Below are 21926 nucleotides of genomic sequence, written 5' to 3' on the forward strand. Positions count from 1 at the left end.
GAGAGATGGGCCCGGCGGCCCATCTCTCTATGGAAGCGAAGCGCTTCAGGAGTAAACCGGATCCGGAATCTCCGGCAGCGGGGCGTCCGGGTAGTGCAAACCGGAATTGCCGTCGTCGGTGAGCAGCGTGCCCTCGAAGGTCGAGACCGCCGGGGTATCGAGCGGCTCGCCGCCGACCTCCGTCACCCTCGCCTCGACCATGAAGCGCTCGTTGTTCTCGGGCTTGCGGTCATGGACGGCTTCCAGAACGAAACGCTCCACCGTCTGGTCGGCATTGAAAGACAGGTCGCCCGCGATGTAGCCGTCGCGGTCCATGTAGAAGCCCTCAGGCAGCAGGAAGTCATTGGCGCTCGCGCCGTCTCCCGTCAGATCGTAGGGAACACCGATCCGCACGTGCACGTCCATCGACTCGTCGGTCGGACCGTCCCGCACCACCTCGAAGACAAAGCGCGCGCTGTCCTCGCCCTGAGCGCCGGTCGGCGTGACCAGGAACAGCCCGAAATCGTCGCCCTTGATGACGCCCGCGGCCGTGCTGCCTGCCTTGGCGATCTCGACGTTGCCGCCGGAGTCGACGTTGTGGGCAGACAGCAGCTTCATGGTGAAGCGCTCATCCGCCTCGGGCACCGCGTCCCCCTTGATCTGGACGGGGAGGTAGTAGCGACGCGAGACCGAGTCATAAGTCAGGCTGCCCTCGCCCGACATCGCAGTGAAGTCATCCGAGGTGACCAGGCCACTCAAGGACCATTCCACCACGACTCGATTCAGGCCCGCACTGCCCTCGCCGGTCGAAATCGCATCCACATAAAAGCGCAGCTCGGTGGTGCCAGAGTCGCCCTCGAGCACCACCGCCGTCGCTTGGGACAGGCCAATGAGCAGATCATCGTCACGGGCGGTTGCGGTGGCCTCGCCCGTCACGATGCTGGCGCCCAGCGCGTTGTTGCGTGCGTCGAAGACATCGAAGCTGTCGATCACCACCTTGAACTGTTCGGAGGCGCCGTACACGTCGTCGCCGGCAATGTTGACCGTGATCGTGCTGGTGCCAACGCCATTGCGGAAGTTGATCGAGGTCGTCCCGGAGGGAAGCGCCTCGCCGACGAAGTCGTCCGCGCTCGTCGGGTGCATGCCCACGCCTTCCACGTGCCAGGTCACCGTGCCGCGGGCAGCCGTGGGGGAGCCCTCGGCGCGCAGGCCGAAGCGGAAGGCGGTCTCTCCGCCATCCACGCCCTCGTTGAGAGCGCTGTCGATGGCACGCAGCACCAGACCCACGTCGTCGTTGACCAGTACGGCCTCCAAACTGGTGTCACCCAGAATGTCCGCGTTGCGGGCATTGGCCAGGTTGATGCTGAAGCGCTCGGCGAGCTCAAACACGTTGTCACCCTGGGTGAGCACCGTGACCAGTTTGGTGGTCTCGCCTTCGAGGAAGGTGACCGTTCCGCTGGGCAGGAAGCCGCCGAAGTCGGCTTCGTCAGCCGCGTCCGTGTCGTCATCCGTCGAGACGAACCAGTCCACCGACGAGATGACGCTGCTGTCGCCCCCGCGGGTGATGCGGAAGACAGCCGCGCGGTCGTCCTCCTCGTTGCCCTCGTTGACTGCGGTGACGTCCATGGACAGGGTCAGGATCGGGTCGTCGTTGGGCACCACCTGGGTGACCGACGGCGTCGGCAGGGTGCTGCCAAAGCTCGGGTTGGACAAGGTGACGGTAAAGCCCTCGTCGTACTCGCCGCGGCGGTCCTGCTTGATGCGCACCTCGATCTCGCGCACATCATCATCACCGTCTGCGAAGGTGATCGTGCTGGTGCCAAAGACGCTGTCGGTCAAGTTCGCGTCGGTGACCCTCACACCGTCGATCCACACGCTGTCGATGTCGTCCTGGTTCACGCTATAGCCGCTGGCGGTGCTGACCGTCCAGGACACCGTCGCGGCGCCCAGGGTCGAGCCCACCCGGTTCACGTTGAAGAAGTAGGAGGTGAAGTCGTTCGCGGTGTTGCCGTCGACGTTGGGGTTGCCCTCAAACGGCGCCTCGGCCGCCAAGGTGGCTCCCTGGCCGGCCGTCACGGTGAGCTGGTCGTCGTCGTCATTGAGGGTGATGTCAACGGTGGCACGGGTGCCCAGCACCTCGCCCTGCAAGAAGGAGCCGGTTCCCGACAGGGTCATGCGCACCACGCTGTCAAGTTCCCGGATGCCGTCGGCCACGAACTGGAGGGTCAGGGTCTTCTCGGTCGAGCCTGCATCGAAGGTGGTCCGGCCGCTGAGTGCACTCTGCCCGCCGACGATCACGTCGGCCGCCTGCAAGGCGGTCGCGTCTCCACTCACCAGGCTCAGGGCCCAATTGACATTGGAGGAGCTCGCCAGAGTCGACGCACTGCCGGTGCGGTGCAGCGTGAAGGTCACGAGGGCCAGCGAACCACCGGCGTCGCCCTCGAGCACCTCGGTCTTGTCCACGGCCATCCAGTAGGCCAGGTCGTCATTGAGTAATGTGCCTGTCTGGGCCTTGGCATCCTGGCGCAGGGAACCGCCCTCGCTCGGGCTGGACAGGGTGACCACAAACTGCTCATCGCGTTCATAGGTGCTGTCGTTGCCCACGTTGACGGTAACCGTCTTCTCCACGTAGTACTGACCGTCGTCGCCCTGCACGGGCTGCTCGGTGCCGTCGAAGCTCACACTGCCGGTCAGCGCGCTGCCGAAGTCGTTGCCTGCGCCGGTGAGGCTCACCGGGTCGGTGTCGCCTCCCGTGAGAGTCCAGGTGACCGAGGACGAACCACTGAGGTCACCCTGGCGGACCACCTTGAAGGTGATGAGACCGTCGCCCTCCGAGGCCGAGGTGATCGGACGAATCGAGAAGCCCTCGTCGTCGTTGGTGATCACGCCCGAGGCGGTGGTGCTGCGCTCGGTGCTGGTCCCCACGTCGTAGTCCAGGGTCAGGGTGAAGGGCTCATCACCCTCCCACTGGGTGTCGCCCTGCACCGGCACGTTGATGGTGTAGGTGTCCAGGCCTGCGGGGAACACGAAACTGCCGGAAATCACCCCGTCATTGGCATCCGCATCGCTGATGTCGCGGAAGTCAGCCACCGAGGCAGCCAGGCTACCGGTCGGGAAGGACAGCGTCCACTCGCAAGAGGTCGCCATTTCGATCGAACCCACACGGGTGATGGTGAAGGCGATGGTCGTGCGGCCGTCCGTCTCCACGACAGGGTCATCCCCCTCCTGGGGAACTTCCTGGGCCACGGTCAGTGAGTAGTCGTCGTCACCGATCTTGCCGATTTCGAGCGGACCGTCATTGCCTGTGGCGTTGACGATGGATACGCCAGCCGACGAGTTGCTCAGCTGAATGTGGAAGGTGTCCGTACCCTCCATGACCGCATCGGGAACCATCTTGATCCGGACGGTCTGCGTGCCGTTCGCACTGAAGGAGAGGCTGCCGCGGGTCGGGCCAGTGAAGTCGCTCGCGCTGGCGGTGCCGTCAAGCACCAGCGCCCAGTCCACCGTCGATGCGCCGGAGTAAGGCCCTGCGCGCACCACGTCAAACTCGTAGTAGGAATAGTCGCCTTCTACGAGCGCGCCATCGAGGTCGGTCCCCTCCTTCTGGGTGATCGCCTTGCTGTCGCTCACGAAAATCGCGCCATCGTCGTTCACGATCACGCCCCTGGCGCCTGCGCCTGAGGTCACGAAGGTGTCGTTCTCGGCGCCTGCGCCGAGCGACGTCACCTCGACGGTGAACATCTCGTCGGCTTCGGCCCCGTTGTCGGGGTTCGGGCTGAACGGGACGGTGATGACCTTGCTCAGCTCGCCGGGCTTGAAGGTCACCGTGCCGGTCGGCAGGACGCCGCCCACGAAGTCGTTACCACTCACCAGATAGCGGCCGCCCTGGTCGAGGACCGACCAAGTCACCGTCTGGTCCTGAGGCACAGACACCGAGCGGGTGATGGTGAAGCTAAAGCTACCGCCAGAGTTCTCCGTCACCTTCACGTTGGCCTCGGCCACCGAGAAGATGGTGTCGTCGTTTTGCAGGGTCGCCACGGACTGGCCGGCGTTGAGACCCGAGGTCAAGGCGAAGCTCGCGTTTTGCAGCGCGGCCACTGAATCGTCGATGGGGTCCCCGTCGTCCTTGTCGGCTGAGTCACCAAAGAGCAGTTGGTCAATGCCGTAGACCCGGTTGAACTTGACCCGGAAATTCTCGTCCGACTCGACCCCCGCATCGCCGGAGGCGGCAAACGGAAGGGTCAAGGTGTGTGACTCGACGCCAAAGCCTTCCACCATCGCATGCTCGATCGTGCCGGAGCTCGAGTCCATGTTGAGAGCGCCCCGGGTGGCCCCGGTACCGAAGTCGTTGGCTTGGGTGTCCAGGTTGAACTTGGACCAGTCTGCCTCGGAAGGGTCGTTGAGGTCGCCCACGCGCAGCAGCGTGACCTGCACCTGGGCCACCCCCGAGTCGCCCTCGGTCACGTTGAAGTCGTTGACGATCAGGCCGGTGTCGTCGTTGACGATGACAGCGCTCACTTCCTTGGCCGCCGGATCGACGTAGCCCACCGAGGGGTTGTACAGCTCGATCTTGAAACGCTCGCCGTACTCGACCAACAGGTCAGGGCGGATTTCAACGCGCACGGTGCGGATCTTGTCTGGCGTGGCGTCGGTGATGTTGCCGTCGGCGAAGTAGTTAGTGACCGCCTGAGGGGCGTAGGCAGTTTCATGGTCCCTCCACTGCCAGCCTGAAAAGGCCACCGTTCCCGAGGCGGCCAGGAAATCCGACTCGCTGACTGTGGCCAGGTTGAGTCCGGTACCCACCACACGCCAGCCCACAGAGGACGCGTTCTTGTAGGCACTCGCATCCGTGTCACCCAAGTCCCGGGTGACCTGGAACTCCAAGTAGGTATTGCCGTCGTCGCCCTCTACCACCTTGGCCACATTGCCCACGAATGTGGCGTCGCCATTGCGGCTGTTGGCTGTCCACTCGATGCCGTAGCTCACGTCGTCGTTGCGGATGACGACTTGCGCGGTCATCGTGTCCCAGCCGGCCAGGTTGCGATCTGCGCGGTAGCTGCCGTCCGGCTCGCGATTCCAATCCGGCGTAAACAGCACGTTGGAGCCGTCGACTGACCCCGACCGGACCGGGGCGTTGTCAATGCTGGCCACCGAAAACTTCAGGTCGAAGGTCTCGTTGTCCTCGACCACACGCTCCGGGACGAACAAATTGGGAATGCTGACCTGGAGGTCATTGGTGGTATTGAAGCGGCTGGCCTCGGGCAGCTCCAGCGTGCCCATGAACTTGCCCTCGACCGCATTCCAATAGACCGGGTTGAAGTCGGAGGTGTCGGCGGTGTAGCCGACGCCCAGAACCACTTCCCAGTTCAGCACGATCTTGCCGGTTTGCTGGCCGGCACGGGCGAAGGTCAAGGCCACATCGCCGGTCACACCGCTCACGAAGACCTGGCTGGCGGCGTCACCATAGGCCGGATCCGTGTTGGTGGCCGGATTGAAGGCCGGATCACCATCCAGCTCCCAGAGGTTGGGGGTCCGGTCATAGCTCGTGTAGTCCGTGCCCGTGCATCCGACGAAGTCGTCGCCGACGTCCACGTCGTACCAGTAGCCCGAGCGGAAGATGTTGTGTGGCGCGCGGCCGCCCATTCCGGTCTGGTCCAGCCACAGGCGTACATCATCGTCCACCACCGTGGCGGTGGCGGTGTAGGCGTCCGGGTCGCGGCGGGTGGAGTTCCAGTCGGCCAGGTCCCGGGTCAGCGCGTCGTTGGCGAAGCCGATATCCGCCTTGTCCTGCAGGTTCTCGCCCGCATTGATGTCCCACTCGGTCACCCCCACGGAGTCCGGCAGATGTTCGGTATCGAACAGGGTGACCGTGACATCACGGTTGCTCTCGATGATGTTGTCGTCGGGAATCCGGATCACCACCGTCGCGGTTGTCTCACCCTCGGCAAAGTTCACCGAGCCACGCCAAAGCGCAGAGTGCTGGGGCGCGTACACCGAATTGCCTGTGGAGCCCTCCGCCTGCATGTAGACAAAGGTGTTGGAGCCTTGGTTGTCCTGACCCAACAGGATCTCAAAGAAGGCCTGGCTGGCGGTCGCATCCGCGCTACTGCGGGTGAAGGTGAGCACCAGACGCCGGTCGTTGTCGGTGTTGTCGTTGGTGTAGTCGTTGTCGCCGTTGGTGAGCCAGTCGCTCGAGGTGCCCTCGTAGAGGGCTTTGTCCACATTGCCGGCGTCGTCCAGACCATTTGCGAGCGCATTGCCCTTGGCATTGACCAGGCTGGACAAGCCCGCCTTGTTTGCTACCCAGGACAGGTCGACACGCACCGTGGTGCCGTCGTTGTCGCCGATCAGGAAGTCGGCCTGGCCGCGCAGCGCGCTCACCCCCGGGTTGCCCTCGTTGCCGGGCAGAGCCTGCGGGTGGGTCAGTTGGACGGTAAAACTCTCCGCGTCTTCGGCCAACAGGTCATTGGCCACCGCGATGGTGACAACCTTCTCTTTCTCACCAGCCGCGAAGGTCACGGTCTTGCCCTTGGACAGCAGCACGTCCCCGTCCGGGGCATTCCAGAGCAAGCCATAGGCGCCGTCGTACGCGGCGTCTGTCGCATCGCCCTGGTACAGCAGGAAGTCGGCCGTCTCGGCCCTGTGCGCGCCGGCCGCCTGGGTCGGGTCGGTGGTCTCGATGAAACCGCCCGCCCCGTCGATGCCGTTGACACGCACCACCCAGTCCACCGAGGCCGCCGCGCGGTAGTCCCCCTCACGGTGGATGATGAACTGGTGCAGGGTGTAGCCGGTGGGAGCCGTCAGCCCCGCGGGCAGCCCCTCGAGCGCCAAGCCACGGTAGCTGGACTGCTGGAGTGCATCGTCGCCCTCGACGCGGCTGTTCTGGCCCTCGTTCATCACCAGCCCCTGGATGACGAAGAGCTGGTCATCGTTGGCAATGGTGGCATAGCCAGCGCTGCCGGCTTGACCGAAGGCGTAAGAGCGCTGCGGATTGGGGTCGTAGGTGGTACCTGCCGGCGTCGAGGTCAGGACCACGCGGAAGTCCTCGCGCTCCTCGCCCACGTTGTCGGTACGCACGCGCACCGTCACCCAGGCTTCCTTCTGACCGTCGGCGAAGGTCACCGAACCCTGAGGCAAGCCATTGGTGCCAGCGGTCTGGCCACCCAGCAAAATGAAATCATCCGACTGGGTGACATCGATGCTGTTTTGGCCGTAATAGCCGCTCACGTAATTGCTCCAGCCCCGGCCATCCATCAGCGTGGACACATCGGACTGAACCGCCCACTGGATCGTCATCGGGCCGGCGCTGGCCAGCTCGCGCACCACCAGGAACTGCCGGTCTTCCCACTGGCCGTCCGCAGTGCTCACATTGACGGTGGCGGTCTGCGAAGGGCTGCCGTTGTTGAAGTCGCCGCCGACGGCCACGACCTGCACACTGGCGGTGCCATCGCCTTCGTCGACCACCGTCTCGCGGACCACCAGGATCGGGTCCACATGGGTAACCTCGGACGAGAAGCCGAAGCCATCGACCAATGCCGTGCGCTCGGCCGTGCTCAAAGTGCTGAAGTCCTGGATGGCAGAACGCATCAGGATCTGTCGGGTGCCCGCAGGCACATCGATCACATACGAGAAGGCGCCAGTCGCCACGCCGCCAGACAGCACCTCACTGCCCTTCATCGGCCGGAAGGCCAGGCTGGAGTTATGTGTGGTGAGCAGGTTCGCCTGGCTGGTGCCGTCGTAGTAGTCGTCGCCGAGCAGGACGATTTCCCACTGGCCCCGGCTGGTGACCGTGACCTGGAAAGGCTGGGCCGCGCCCTCGTCACAGGCGTAGGTATAGGAGAAATAGTCGTTGTAGTCGACGCGTACAGCGCCGTTGTTCTGGCCATCCTGTGCGCCGGAGCGGTTGTTGACGTCCAGGGACTGCACCAGGTAGTGCTGCACCATCTGCCGGTCGTAGACCGTGCTGAAAGCTCGGGTGATCACCGGGCTGTCGTCGTCCACGATCCGCGCCGAGCCGCTGGCCTCGGGCACCGAGAAGCTGTCGCCGCCCGTTTCGGCGGTGACAGCCAAGGTGACCTTTTCGCTGGTCTCGTCAATGTTGTCGTTGACCAGGGGCAGGCGAACCAGAATCTGGTCAGCGCCCTCGCCCACGGTGATCGTGTCCGAGCTCGTCTTCGAACCGCCGCTGAAGGTGCCGCGTTGCTCCAGTGTGAGCGCATCGCCCAGGAAACCTTCGATCAGGGCGTAGGACGGCGCGACGAAGGCGATCTGGTTGAAATCGAGCTGGACACTCGGGTCCACCAACGGCTCGAGACGGGGGCGAAAGCCCTCCTCCGACTCCATGTCCATCCCCAAAGAAATCGCGATTGCACTCAGCCCGCAACCGGACTGGCAGTTGACCACGCCAAAGCCCGAAGTCCCGAACGGCCCGAAGCGCTCCCCGGGACCGGTGCCAAAGCCCTTGACCACGAGCGACTCAGTGCTGAAAGTGAAACTTTCTCTCGCATCGGCGCCCTCCCAGCCCTGGGCGTGGAAGCCTGCGCGTTCAATGAGGATGCGGTCGTCTTCACCGAAGCCATCGAGCTTCAACGGCGTGCCGGGCACGCCCTTGAAGCGGATCTCGACGGTGTTCAGATCCAGATTGATGGTCGGCTCGCCGGTGCCGGGGTCGAAGGCGTAGGCGAACTCGTTCTCGTCGATGGCGCCATTGGCGTTTGTGTCGAGGAAAGCGCCGCTCGCGTCCACCACCACATGGATGGTGGAGGTGACGAAGCTGACCATATTGCCCGGGTGGACAGCGCGCGTGTTGTCGCCGAAGTCGCCCAACTTGAAATGGGCGCCACCCGAGCTGTTACGGGTTTCCAGCCACAAGGAGTTGGTGTCGTTGGCGGGGCCGCTGCTGCACGAGCAGTGGTCCATTTCAGCCTTGACCGTGATACCCGAGCCGCTGCCGTTGCTCACGCACGCGGCATTGGTGGCGTACGCATCCGAATCGCAAGACCACTGGTCCGAGCAACTGCTGTATGCCGACGCTCCGCGCAGGCCGGCCAGGCCCAGGCTGGTGCGGTCGATCTCGATGCGGTCATCCTCGCCGAAGCCGGAGAGGTCCAGAACCTGGGCCGGAATATCGAGGAAGCGGATGACCGTGCGGTCGTCGCCCAGATCGATGACGGCATTGCTCTGACCCTCGCTCACCGAGAAGTCGAAGGCCTGGTTGGCATCCGTCATCTCCGAGACGTCCAGCACGCCGTCCTGGTCGAGGTCGACCCAGCCGCCGTCATGGTTGACGAGCACCTGGGTGAAGTCGCTGCGGACAAAGCTCACGCGGGCCAGGAGGCTGCCGCCAAGGTCCGCGACGTGGTTCGCGTCACCCGTTTCACAGTAGAAAGCAGAGCCGCCCTGGTGATCGCGCCGACGGAACTGGCCCAGGACTGCCAGGGAGTAGTAACCCCCGTCGTTGGTAAACATATTCAGCTGCGTTCTGGCACGCGTGGACTCGACGTCCCTCCCCTCCTGAGTGCAGGCGTAATGCCTGGCGTACTTTGTGTAGTGGGCTTCCAACTGCAAGTCGGAGCCCAGCCTCTGCCGGCTGTACTGGTCGCGCCAAATCCTGGACCCTTCGTTGCTACCGTCGTCCCAACTCTGGCTATTCCCGTAAGAATTGGCGCGTAGGTTTTCCACCCTACCGTTGGAGGGCACCCGATACCCATGGTCAGCCAGGGCCGACAGGTCGAATTCAATCCGGTCGTCGTGGCCGAACCCGCGCAGGTCGAGAAGGTCGTCCGGAAAGTCGTTGAACTTGACCACCACGGTCTGGTGGTCCATGTCCAGGCCGTTCTCGGCGTTGGCACGGTTGCTTTCGGCGGCCTCGTTCCTGTCGAGGTTACCGTCGGCATCGAGGTCGAAGTAGACGCCTGAATACTCGACCACCAAATGGACCAACGGGTCGCGCACCAGGGAAATCAGCGAAATCAGCGTGCCCTGACCATCGATCAGGCGGTTGTCGGCATTGAGGACCGCGAAGTCATCGCAGAAGTAGGTTGCGCCGTCGCTTCGAGACAGTGACAAGTTGAGGCCGGCGGCAGGCCCTTGTTGGTGGTAGTCGCTATAACCGGCGGAGCGTGCGTCGCGCCATGCCCGAATGCTGAACCATTGGCCGGTGGTGCCGTTGGCGCAGTGAGAGCCGCTGAAGTCCGAATAGAAGCAATTCGAGTTGTCACTGCCAATATCCTGGCTCGTGTAGTTGAGATAGCCCTCCATGGACCAGCCGTTGCGCGCCATGGCGTTGACATTGATCTCGATCCGGTCGTCGAGACCAAAGCCGGAGAGGTTGAGCGCCACCACGGTATCGCTGGGGTCGCTGCCCTCCTCACCATCCACGCGGCCGAACAGGTCGTTCATCCGCAGGGTGACCCGGTTGGCGGCGAGGTCGATCAGGGCCAAGCCCTCACTGTCAAAAGCCCGGTTGGCGACGCTGATCTCGTTGGCGTCGAGCACACCGTCCTTGTCCAGGTCGATGAAGGCGCCCGCCTGCTGGATGCCGGTGTTGGCGTCGACGTACTGGTCGATGATGACGGAGATATCCCGCGCGGCCGGAGCATCCGGCTGGACGTTCACGAAACTCACTCGGCTGAGCAGTGCACCCTTGCCGACGATTGGGCTGGCAAGCACCTCCCCGTCCGTGCCTTTGCCGAAAGTCGCCAGCACTCCAAATTCGTCTTCCGTGAACACGCCGATGGTGTTGGCTTCAACGGTACTGTAGCGACCCAGCACAGCGGCCCCGACATTGAAGCTGAAGGGGTCCCCTTGGCTGCTTCGGACGGATATCCCACGAGATGTCTCGAGGTCGGCGCAACCAGCGCAGTCGTACCAGCCCTCGCTGGTTCGCTGTTCGTCCACGATCTCGCCCGTTCCGACGTTCCAGCCATTGGCCTTGAACGCCGCCACATCGAGTTCGATGCGGTCGTCATAGCCAAAGCCCTGAAGGTTCAGCGGTGTATCGGGCGTATCCGCGAAGCGCAGAACCACCGGTGCAAATCGGATGCCGATCAGGTCCTGGCCTTCGGCATCAAAGGCCAGCGTCGTTTCCGCTTCCTGGTGCACGCCGTCGGCGTTGTCGTCCACATACGCGCCTTCGCTGTCGACCACCACATGGATCGTGGGGTTCTGGACAAAGCTCACCCGGTCAAACAGGGCGTGGGTGCCGTCGATGATGGGGTTGAGCCTGCGGGAAGAGCCGAACTCGGCCATACGCACAGTTCGGCTGGTGCAGTCGCGGGGGCTGCCATCCGTATTGCACCCCTGAAACTCGAGGTAGGCCATTTCGCAGTCGGCGACCGAAGGGCGACTGGCATACAGGGTCCAGCTGTAGTTCTGCCCCCAGACCGTACGCCCCTCCTGCGACAACTCGCTGCTGGCGGCGTCGCAATCCAAGTGGGATGCCGTGTCGCCGCCGAATTCCCGGGTGCGCTCGTAGCCGTCGAAACCCATCAACCAGCCGTTGCGGGCCATCTCGTCGGTGTTGAGCTCGATGCGGTCGTCGGCGCCAAAGCCCACGAAGTCGAGGGGTGCATCGGGGAGGTCATTGAAGCGGATGGTGACCCGGTTGGTCGCCAGGTCCACCAGATCGTTGCCCCGGCTGCTAAAGGCCAGGTTGGCGCTCACCGCCTCAGAGGCGTCAAGCACGCCGTCGCGGTCGGTGTCGATGTAGGCCCCCACCACGTCGGTGTTGGGGTTGTGGTCGACGATCACCCGAATGTCATGGGGGATGGGCTCGGGCAGAGGCGTCACCACCTCGGCATCAAAGATAAAGGTAAGTTCCGCCCGGGTTTGGCCGGCGGCAAATTGCACCACGCCGCTGATCGCGGCAGAGCCTTCAAGCAGGTGCTCGGCGGTCAGCGTCTCGGGGAAGTTGGCGGTGTAGGAGACTGCGTCCGCCCCCAGGCCGGCGGGCCGGGTGACCACCATGGTCACGGTGCGCACGTTTTGGTCGTCGGTCTGGTCGGTCAACACCTCAAAAGCGGGGCGATAGACCTCGGGCTCCAGTGCGTCGACCGCAGAGATGCCGGTGTTCACCTCGCAGAGGGCCGCCGTCGCGGCGAGCTCAATGTCGGCATCGACACGGCTGTTACCCGCCGCAACCGTCACATCCTGCAGCAATTGCAGGGCGGAAAAGACACTGTCGTCCTGCGGTGCCAGCACGTCGGCGGCGTCGAGGCCGTCGACGCTCCAGGACAGGACGCCGAAGCCGTCCCACTCGATGTCGACCTTGACGAACTGCGCCTGGGGCGCGTCGCTCAGGCGGGCGGCAAACTGGGCAAAGTAGGCAAGCACGTCATCGACGTTCGAGCCCTCTTCGTTGAAGGCCTGGTCCCACCAGGCCAAGAATTCCTCGCGCAGGGCCAGGGCCTCGTCGGATTCGTCGTCCAGGGACAGCACGCCGCCAATGGCGCCCGTCATCTCGCCACCGCTGCCGTCAATGCGAACGCCAAGGGCGTCCGGGTCAAGCGTCACATCGGCGCGGACCGGAATCCAGACCGTGTAGGACTCGGTATTGTCCTGGCCACCATCGCTCTGGTAATTGACGAATGAGACTTGCTCAAATGCGCCAGCGACATCACGGTGCCACTGACCCTCGATGTCCGTGTTGCTATCAAAGCGGACAATTCGGGTGCAGCTACAGTCGCCGTCGGAGGTCTCCGCGACCACCCACACGCGGTTGTCGTGTGTGTTGGTGTCCCAATAATCGGACCGAAGGTTCACGGCGACGCACGAATCGAAACCCGTCAGGCGCTGTTCCCAGGTGCTCGAGCCCGTCCGGCCGCCAGACCGGCTCCAATCATCTTTGGTCTGGATGCTGCCCAAGCGGTAGGCACGGTTGCCGAACCATTCATCCCATTCGGGATGGGACCGCATCGCGGCCATATCGATGCGGATCCGGTCATCTGCGCCGAAGCCGTCCAGGTTCAAATCCTCGCCCGGAAGGCTCATGAAGGTGATGGTGTAGCTGCCGTCCGCGATGTCGAACAGCGGTTCATCTTCTTCAAAGTCGTAGGCATCTGCCTCCACCGCGTCGCGCAGGCCATTTCCGTTGCCGTCGAACCAGGCGTCGCAACAACCGCCGACGACGATGTTGTAAAGATCGGAGGCGCCTCCGCGACTCTTGCCGTAGGAGACCTCGCCCACGCGGTAGCCCGCGTCTTGCTTCAAGTCGCCAAAGTCCAGCCAGTTGTCCCAGCCAGAGCCGAAGGTGTTGTCGAGTTCGTAGACCAGGGTGGCGTGATCAGCCAACAGGCTGCTGCCGTCACGGACATAGTCGAATTGGTAGACCGGCGCGTTGGTCTGCCAGCTCAAACCGCCGTCGGTACTGTATTCAAAATAGCGGCTGTAGTCGCCTTCGCCATCTTCGTCGTTGGTCTGCGCAGCGGTGTCGCCGGATTGGTTGAACTCGAAGGTAAAGCGGGTGTCCTGCGTCAGGGCCTGGCCCAGGTCCACCCGGAAGTCTGCGCTGGCGTCAACGCCCTCGATACCCGTGTTGCCAAACACCTTGAGCCAATGGCCTTGCACGGACGAGTCGTTGTCCGCCAGGGTGATAGTGCTCTGGCTGTCGCCGATCGAGCCGCGCTGGGCGCCCGAGAGGAACAGGCCGAGGGCTTCGGAGGTCTCGTAGGTGCTGTCGTTGGTGATGGCCACTTGCACCGTCTGCGTGCGGGCGGCCTCGCTGAAGGTGAGCGACCGCGAGGTGGCGGCGTAGTCGCTGCCCGCCGCAGCGGTGCCCAACGAACCTTCGAAGGTGTTGTTGGGGTCAGTGGGATTGCCGCTGTAGTTGTAGTCGACATTCCACCATGTGTCGTAGGGATAGTTGTCGAAGGCGCGGTACGTCTGCGACATCGAGGCCTGGATGCTGTCCGATGGGACGTACTGGCTGACGATCTCGTTGCTCACCCAGACTTTGGCTTCGTCGCGGAAGATGTTGAAGCGCGCCAGCGCCTTGCTGTCATTGATCGGGCTGTTCACCACCGTGGTGTCGCCGGTGCTGCTGGTGAACTCGTCGATGAGCGGGCTGTTGGCCGTGGTGTACAGCACGAAGCCGATGTTGTCCTCGACAGTGTCATCGCCTTCCGGGCGGAAGATGATGGTCTTGGAACCCGTCTCGCCGGCCGCCCAAAAAATGGTGCCGGTCACCGCGCCAGCGGTCACCACCAGGCTGGAAGCAACGCTGATGTCGGCACCGGTTGCGATGTCGTACTCGCCGTTGGCGCCAATGCCCGGCATGCCGTTGACCACCACCGCGCCGTTCGAGTCCATGAGCTCGTTGGTGCCCAGGTCGATCTGCCAGCTGAAGGAGACCGCCTGGCGCGGGTCGCCCTGGCGCTCGAAGGTGATCGAATGCTCGATGTAACGCTGCACACCGTCCAGCGCCGGGTTCACGTCGCCGACCCGGCCCGCCTCGGTGCTCGGGCCGGTGCCTTCGGGCAGGTTGGTGCGCACGTTGGTGATCTGGATCTGCACATCGTCGTTGACGATGATGGCCTGCGCCTCCGGCCGCCCCACCACAGCGGTGCCGGGCGAAGTCACGAGCACCTGCCCATAGCTGGCGGGTTGCCAGCTTCCGTTGTGCAGTTCGACGGTGAAGGTCTCGTCGCCCTCCAACTGCTGAGGGGTCGTCGGGTAGGTGTAGGGCCACCAGACCTGGGTGAAGTCGTCCGGTACAACATCTACCGTGATGGACTTGGTGGTCTCGCCGAAGGCAAAGACCACCTCTCCGGTGGGCATGCCGTAGTTGACGCTGGGCGCGAGCGGATAGAAGTCGAAGATATTGATGTCTTCGCGATCGAGGTCCCAGTAGACCGTCGAGGTCTGGTCGGTGTAGCCGGTGCGCGTCAGGCTGAAGGTGAAGCTGGTCGTGGCGGGCGTGCCAGAGATATTGCCGTTGCCCTCGTCATGCGTCACGGGCGCGCCGCCGTTGACCATGTAGTTGCTGGTGAACTGCACCGTGGCATCGTCGTTCTTGATGACGGTCTGGGCGCTCTGGCTGCCACCCGTCAGGGAGGTACCGGCACTGGGCGTGCCCAGCACCACCTGCACCGTCTCATTGCCTTCTTCCAGCCAGTCGCGGACGACACGCAGCGTGATGGTCTGGGTCTGCGCCTCGTCGCTGTTCTCCCCATCATCCAGCAGCGCCGGAAACTCCACCCACCCCTGCACCGTGTGGGTGGCGGCGTCGTACCAGCCTGAGGCCGTCTCGGTCGTCGGCAGGTCCCAAAAATCCGCCGCATTGAGGCTGTTGGCGGTGAGGGCGACCGACCAGGGCACGGTCGAGACCTGTTTGACGTTGTCTCCGCGGTCGACCTCGAATCTCAGTTCGAGGTATTCGTCGGTGCCATTGAGCCGGTTGGTCGCGGTCGACGTGGTCGCGACCGAATCCAGGTTGGCGTCATTGCCCTCCCAGACGGCGCCACTGGTCAGGTTGATGGTGGTCGCCCGGATGCTGACCTGCGCGTCCTCGTCAATGATGGTGACGCTGTCGCGAACGGTGCGGCTGGCCAGATCGGTGATCGGGCTGCTAAAGACGGCGTCGTTGTAGAGCGTGAGAGTCGCCTCGACATCGACGTTTACGAGCGAATCCTGGCGCAGCTCGAGGCGCACCAGCGTCGAAGGGTTGAGGTCGTCGTAGGTGAAGCTGCCGGTGAGGGCCGTGCCATCGACGAAGTCTGCGGCGGTGGCGCCAGAGACTTTCCAGTGCTTGGTGCCAGCGACACCAATACCCGACAGATCAAACTCGACATAACGCTTTGCACTGGGGTCATTGCCCTCATCCACCTCCCGGTGGAAGAGCCCGACGCCGTCATCGACCTTGGTGCCACGGGACACAACGCTGAAGCCCGAGTCGTCGGCCTTGAGGTAGACCCTGTCTTCGGTGATCGGGTCGAACTCCACGTTGGCGTCGCTGCTTGTCAACCGCAGGGCCATGCCCTCGCTGGGTTCCACCGACTGGTCACCCGAGAGGGTGATCACAATCGGCGCGCTGGCGGTGGTCGCGCCCTCGGCAAAGGTGACGCGGCCCGAGGGCAGGCCGTCATTGCCGATCCGGTCCTGGCCGATGCCAAAGTCTTCGGCGTCCACCACAAAGGTGCCGCTGGGCAGGACACGCCAGCTCAGCTCGATCGCGCGCAGGGAGCTATCGCCGTCGCGGCTCAGGGTGTAGGTGACGGTGTTGTGCGGATCGCCAGGGCTGTCTGCGCTCCATCCCTCCAGCCGCTCGTAGCGCTGGGTCACCGCGTTGAATACCGTGTCGGTCGGATTGCCGCTGCCCGGAGCGGCCACGGTCTGCACCGTGGTGTAGATGCGGATGTCGTCGTTGGTGAGCAGCGTGGTGGCGCTGCCCTTGCCGCTGGCGATGGTGACGTTGTGGCCAGCCGCCACGCCGCTGATGGTGCCAAGTGCCACCTGCAGCTTCTCACCGGTCTCGAGCAGGTTGTCACCCGCAATGGTGTAGGCGACATCCACCGTCTGCTTGTCGCCGCGCAGGGTGTAGGTTTCGGTGCGCCCGTCCGCAAAGGTCAGCGTGACGGCTTCTTGATCGCCCGCCGGCAAGGTGACGGAGGGCGGGCCGGTGGCCGAGGTGGTGCCGGTGACATTGAGAGCCACGGTGATGGCCTGCGACAGGTCGCCGCTGCGGGTGACCTTGAAGGTGATGCTTCGGGTCTGGCCTTCCGAGCCTTCGGACATCGAGGCGGCGTAGGCCTCGATCGAGACAATGGCGTCGTTGTCGATCACCGCGCCCTGAATGCCATTGGCCCCCGAAACGTCGGCCTGGTAGCCATTGGGGTTGTTGGTGACCACCAGCTCGAAGGCCTCGTTGGCCTCGACCGCGGCATCGCCAGCGACGATCACGGTGATCGTCCGGGTCGCGCCCACGCCGTCGGTAGAAGACCAGCTCAGGTCGCCCTCCTGGACGCTGGTGATCTCCTCGTCGCTCAGCCGGGTCGCCAGGGTGCGGGGGTTGGCGCCATCGGGGTCGAGGACGATGCGGCTGCCCTGAACCACCCAGTGAATGTCGGTGTCTTGTTCAATGGCGCCCGAACGGGTCAGGGTGTAGGTAAAGGTGGTGCTCTGGCCGACGTCGTCCTCGGCCTGCGTCAGGCGGTCCAGGGTCGCGGTGACGCGCAGGTCGTCGTTGGTCAGCTGGCCGCTCGCGCTGGTGTTGCTGCTGGCCAGTGTGCTGCCATTGGCCGCCAGGTCTGTGCTGGCGAGCGCGAGGGTGAAGCTCTCGCTTTCCTCAAGCACGATGTCCGGATTGACACGGATGCGGATTTCGGCCGTGTCGCTGCCGCTGGCGAATGTGGCCGTGCCGCCCACGGCGGTAGGGATGCCGAAGCTGTCCCGGTCGGCGTAGGCGAAGCCCCTGCTGTCAAGGAAGTCGCTCGGGCTGGCCGGGTTGGCACCACTGCCCAGGTTCAGGCTCCAGTTAACCGCGGTTTCCTTGTCGACAAAGCCGGTGCGCGTGAGGGTGTAAACCAGTTCCTGGCCCAGGTGACCAGCGCCGTCTTCGAGTACCACCTGGCTGAGGTTCGAAGCGGCGGGGTCGAAGCTCACCACGTCGTCGTCGTTGCCGAGGGTGACCAAAGTGGTCAGCAGCGCCGGATCGGCCGACAGCATGTGCTGGTTCGCGTTGGTGCCGGTCAGGTTGACCACGAAGCTGTCGTCGCCCTCCACCAGGTTGTCGGCGGTGAGCGTGATCTGGATCTTGGCGGTGGTTTCCCCCGCCTGGAACAGACCGGCCCCTCTGGGGAGACGGTTACCAGAGAAGTCGGCCGTGGTCGCCAGGCTCTCGGCACTGCTGGGCAGGGCCACCTCCCACTGGAAGCTGGCGCTGGGCAGTCGGGCCCCGGCCGTCTCGCGTTGCACAAGCACCTCGAGGATCCGGGTGCCGCCCTGGCCCTCCAGTTCGGTCTGGCTGCCCTGGACCATGAAGATGACAGCATCATCATTGACGACGCGGCCCGTGGCCACGCGGTTGGCCTCCAACAGTTGTGCGCCTCCAGTGACGGAGTCGAGCACGATGCGGAACTTCTCGCTGTTTTCCAGCCGGTTGTCGCCATTGACCGGAATGTCGATGGTGACGGCCGTCTGGCCAGACACCATCTCGACATACCCACTGGGCAGTCCCTCGAAAAAATCGTCCAGTGCTGCGCGGTCTTCTGCGGGAATGCCGCTGCCAATCAGCTCCACGTGCCAGTTCACTGTCACGTTGGAGCGGGCAAAGCCGGTGCGGGTGACGGTAGCCTGCACAGAGCCCTGGGCATCTGCCGCACCTTCGTCGCCGTTGAAGGTCATGTCGGCGCTGGCAAAGCCCACCAAGGCATCGTCGTTGACGATGACGCCCAGCGCGCGGTCGACCGCCACGCCACCCAGACTGGCCGAAGTCGCGTCCAGCTCGATCTGGACGTAGAAGCGCTGGTTGGCCTCGACCTCGTTGTCCCAGGAAGGGAGCACGCTGATGAGGGCGCTCTCCAGATCGCCCTCTGCGATGGTGACGCTGCCACTGGGATAGGTGCCGCCAAAGTCGGAGCGCTCGGCGTTGATCACCGAGTCCGCGGCGTTGGTGGTGTAGGGAATGACCTTCCAGTTCACCTTGACGTCGCCTAACGCCTCGTCAGACAGGGTCACCCTGAACTGGTGAGCGTTGTCCGTAGCCTCGCTGGAGCCCTCGAGCAGGCTGGACTGGACCGCGACCACGCTCACGCTCACCCCGTTGGGGATGATGGTGCCGCGTGCAGCGGACGTGCCCAGGAGCACGTCGTCACCGACGCGGTCGGTCAACTTGACCTCGAAGCCGCGCGCGCCGTCCACGATCATGCCCGGCAGGGCCTTGAAGGTGATGGTCTGGGTGTCGCTCTCCACGGAGCTGTCACTCTGCGCTGCGAACGAAATGACGCGAGCGCCATCGGCAGGCATGCGGAAGTCTTCCGTGCGAGCCGGGTTCTCGCCCACGCCGTAAAGGTCCCAGGTGACACTGTGGGCAAAGCCCAGGGCGCCCGTGCGGGTGATGGTGGCGGTGTAAGTGGCCAGGCCGGCGTCATCCAAGCCAAGGGCCTCGATACTGGTGACGCTGATGTCCACGTCGTTGGACATCACCAGGCCCTCGATGACCGAGCCTGCGATCTGCACCTTCGGGTCTTCACAGGTGATGGCCAGGTAATAGCGCTGGTCGCCGTTGACCAGTTCGTCGTTCTGGGTCCTGACCCGGATGATCTTCTCGGTCTCGCCCGGGTAGAAGTCCACGCTGCCGGAGCGGTTGCCCGCAGATGGCAGGCTGGTGTCGCCCAGGCTCTTGGGCACCAGGGTCCAGTCAATGACCAGGGGCCCGCCGTTGGGGCCCGTGTAGTCCAGGCCGGTGGCGCGGCGAACCACGAAGACAATCTCGTTGCCCTCGAACACCACGTTGGCGGTGCCATCGGCTTCTAGGTCAATGCCAACCGTGGGGTCGTCATTGATGATGGTCATCGTCTCGCTGGCCTTGGTCGGGTCGATGCGCGAGAGTGGCGCAGCCGTCGTGGTACCTGTGAGCTTGACGGTCAGCAGCTCAGACGGTTCGATGGTCGGGTCCTTGCGGACATAAACCACCAAGGGCTTCTCGGTTTCGCCTGCTGCAAAGTCGACCGTGCCGCGGGTTTCACGGATGTCGGCCGCGTTGACCGTGCCGTCGGCGAAGGAGACTTCCCAGGACACGCTGTCGCTGTCCAGGGCGGCGCCTTCCATCCTGGGATCGCGTTTGATGGTGAAGACAACCGAGGTCCAGTTGTTCCTGTTTTCGTTACCGCCTGTGACCGGATTGCCTTCAAAGGCGCCGACGTTGGCGGTGTCGAGCGAGTAGGTCCAGCCGTCGTCGTCGAGCAGCTCGATGCCGGTGCGTGTGGGCCGGTCGGGATCCGGCTGGGCCGGTTGGTACTTGAGCTGGAGGGCAAGGGTGGTGTCTGCGTCCCAGCGAGCGTCCTGCTTCAGATAGACGTGAACATAGGCCACCTCCTGGCCCACCTCAAATCTGACACCGGAGGAGAGCGAGCCCCAGGCCAGATCGGACGACGCAATGCCCTGCAGGGTGTAGCTGGCGACCTTGGCCAGGGTGGTGTCCTCGCGATACACCGTGAAGATGAGCTCACGGGCCGCACCCGAGGCGGCCGAGCTACCCTCAATGAGCGTCGGGTTGCCGTTGTCGTCGAGGATCGGGTCGCCCTCGTCATCGAGCGCCAACCGCGGGTCTTCACCGGTGTCCTCGATCAGCACCGCAATGCCATCGCCGTTCAGGGCGTAGCGCCCGCTGGTGATCGTGACCTTCGGGTCGAGCCAGACCGGGCTGTCGTCGTCGACGATGACGACCTCGATCTGCTGCTGGCCACCAGGCATCCGGACAAAGGTGCCGTCAAAGAGGGTGACCGCGAGCTGCTCGTCGTCTTCCGGCGCGGCGTCCTGCGCGACCTTCAGGGTCAGGGTCTGCGTCTTTTGCCCGCCAGCGAATTGCGCGAAGCCGCGGAGCACGCCGTCGGCAGACTCGGTGAGGGTGATGGCTACGCCAGCGGCGTCCACGATGCCCTGCAGATCGTTCGCGGAAATGCCGCGAATTTCAAAGGGAAGCGAGTCCGGCATCATCGGATTGACCCGGGTGATGACCAGCGGAATCAGGGTGGCGCCTAGCGAAGAGGTGCCCTCGTAGAACTCTTTCGGGCCCAGCGGCCCAGCGCCCTCGGCTTCGGTATTGCCCAAGACGAAGGTCGCGCTGCCGAAGGGATTGGGGGCCTCTGGCGGGGCCGGCGGGGCCAGCGGGGCCGATTGCTCGCGCGCCTGTGCGTTGGCGATCGGCAGCACGTTGGAGCCGACCTCGGCCGTGGTGGGCCGCACGAAGGAGGTGCTGTTCTTGGTGTTCGAGGCGTCGGTCGATCCGGGGACGGCAGCCTCCGACAAGAGCGAACCCGTCGCGCTCACCTTCTGCTCGACAAAGGGGGTGATGAAGCTCGCGTTCACCACCGGGGCGCCCGTACCCAGGCTGCTGGTGGCCGGCATCCGGCTCACCGTGTTGCCGGAGGCGGACCCAGGCATGCCGCCCGACCCGCCATCGGCCGGGCCCGAGGCCATGGACGAGGGCCCGGGCGCGGGTGCAGACCCGGGTGCAGGCAAGGTGCCGGACGCAGCTTGCGCTGCCGCGTTGCCGGGCGCCTGGGTCGGGGGCGTGGCGGGCGGGGTGGCCGGCACGGCACCGCCAGCACTGGCCTGGGTTTCCGTGCTTCCTGAGACCACGGGCACCGCACCGCTGCCCAGGGCCGCCACGATGGACGCGCCCATGGTCGGCGCGTTGGCGTCGGCATTGGTAGCGGACGCCGAAGGATTGGCCGGCACAGAGACGGGCGACTGCGCGCCGATCTGCGTCGGGTTGGTGACCGACTGCACGCTGCCCGCCGCGAGCTGGTCGAGGATCTGGTCGCCAAAGCTGCGGTCAGGGCCTCTCGGAGCGGGCGTTGCCGGCGCGTTGTCCGACTCCAGCGCAGGCCGGGCGGGTGCCGCGTCGCCAGTGTCGCGAAGTCCCGGGAGGGTGACGCCAGCGGGAGGCGTTCTCCCATCGTTCAGGACGCCCCCACCGGCCTGCGCCAGCAGGTGATCGCCGGCATGCGGCATGGCCCGCAGTTGCTGCATCAGCAGCTGAATGCGCGTCTCGGACAAGGCCGCCCAGCCACCCGCCTCGAGGGTGCTGGCCAGTTCCAGATTCTGTTCACCCCCCTCAGCGCGCAGCAGGGAGACCAGTTGGTCCAGCAGCTGCATCGACTGCTCCGAGAGTCCCGACGCGCCGGCGCCCTGGGGCTCGACGCTGAAGCGCTCGGTCGTTGGGAGGGCGGGTTTCTTTTCCATATTCTTCGGCTCCGCTGGTCTACTCACGACCAGACTCGACGGGA

1 protein-coding gene is annotated in these 21926 nt (G+C 64.5%); it reads right to left on the reverse strand.

All coding sequences use genetic code 11. The annotated features are described in order from the left end of the window. Positions 1–45 precede the first annotated feature (45 nt). Positions 46–21882 carry a Calx-beta domain-containing protein gene (locus QE494_RS16975; RefSeq protein WP_300045305.1) on the reverse strand — a complete coding sequence of 7279 codons (21837 nt, stop codon included), beginning with the start codon at positions 21880–21882 and terminating at the stop codon, positions 46–48. Between the last annotated feature and the right edge of the window lie 44 nt (positions 21883–21926).

Source organism: Ramlibacter sp. (genome assembly GCF_029866045.1).
Classification (GTDB): domain Bacteria; phylum Pseudomonadota; class Gammaproteobacteria; order Burkholderiales; family Burkholderiaceae_C; genus Ramlibacter.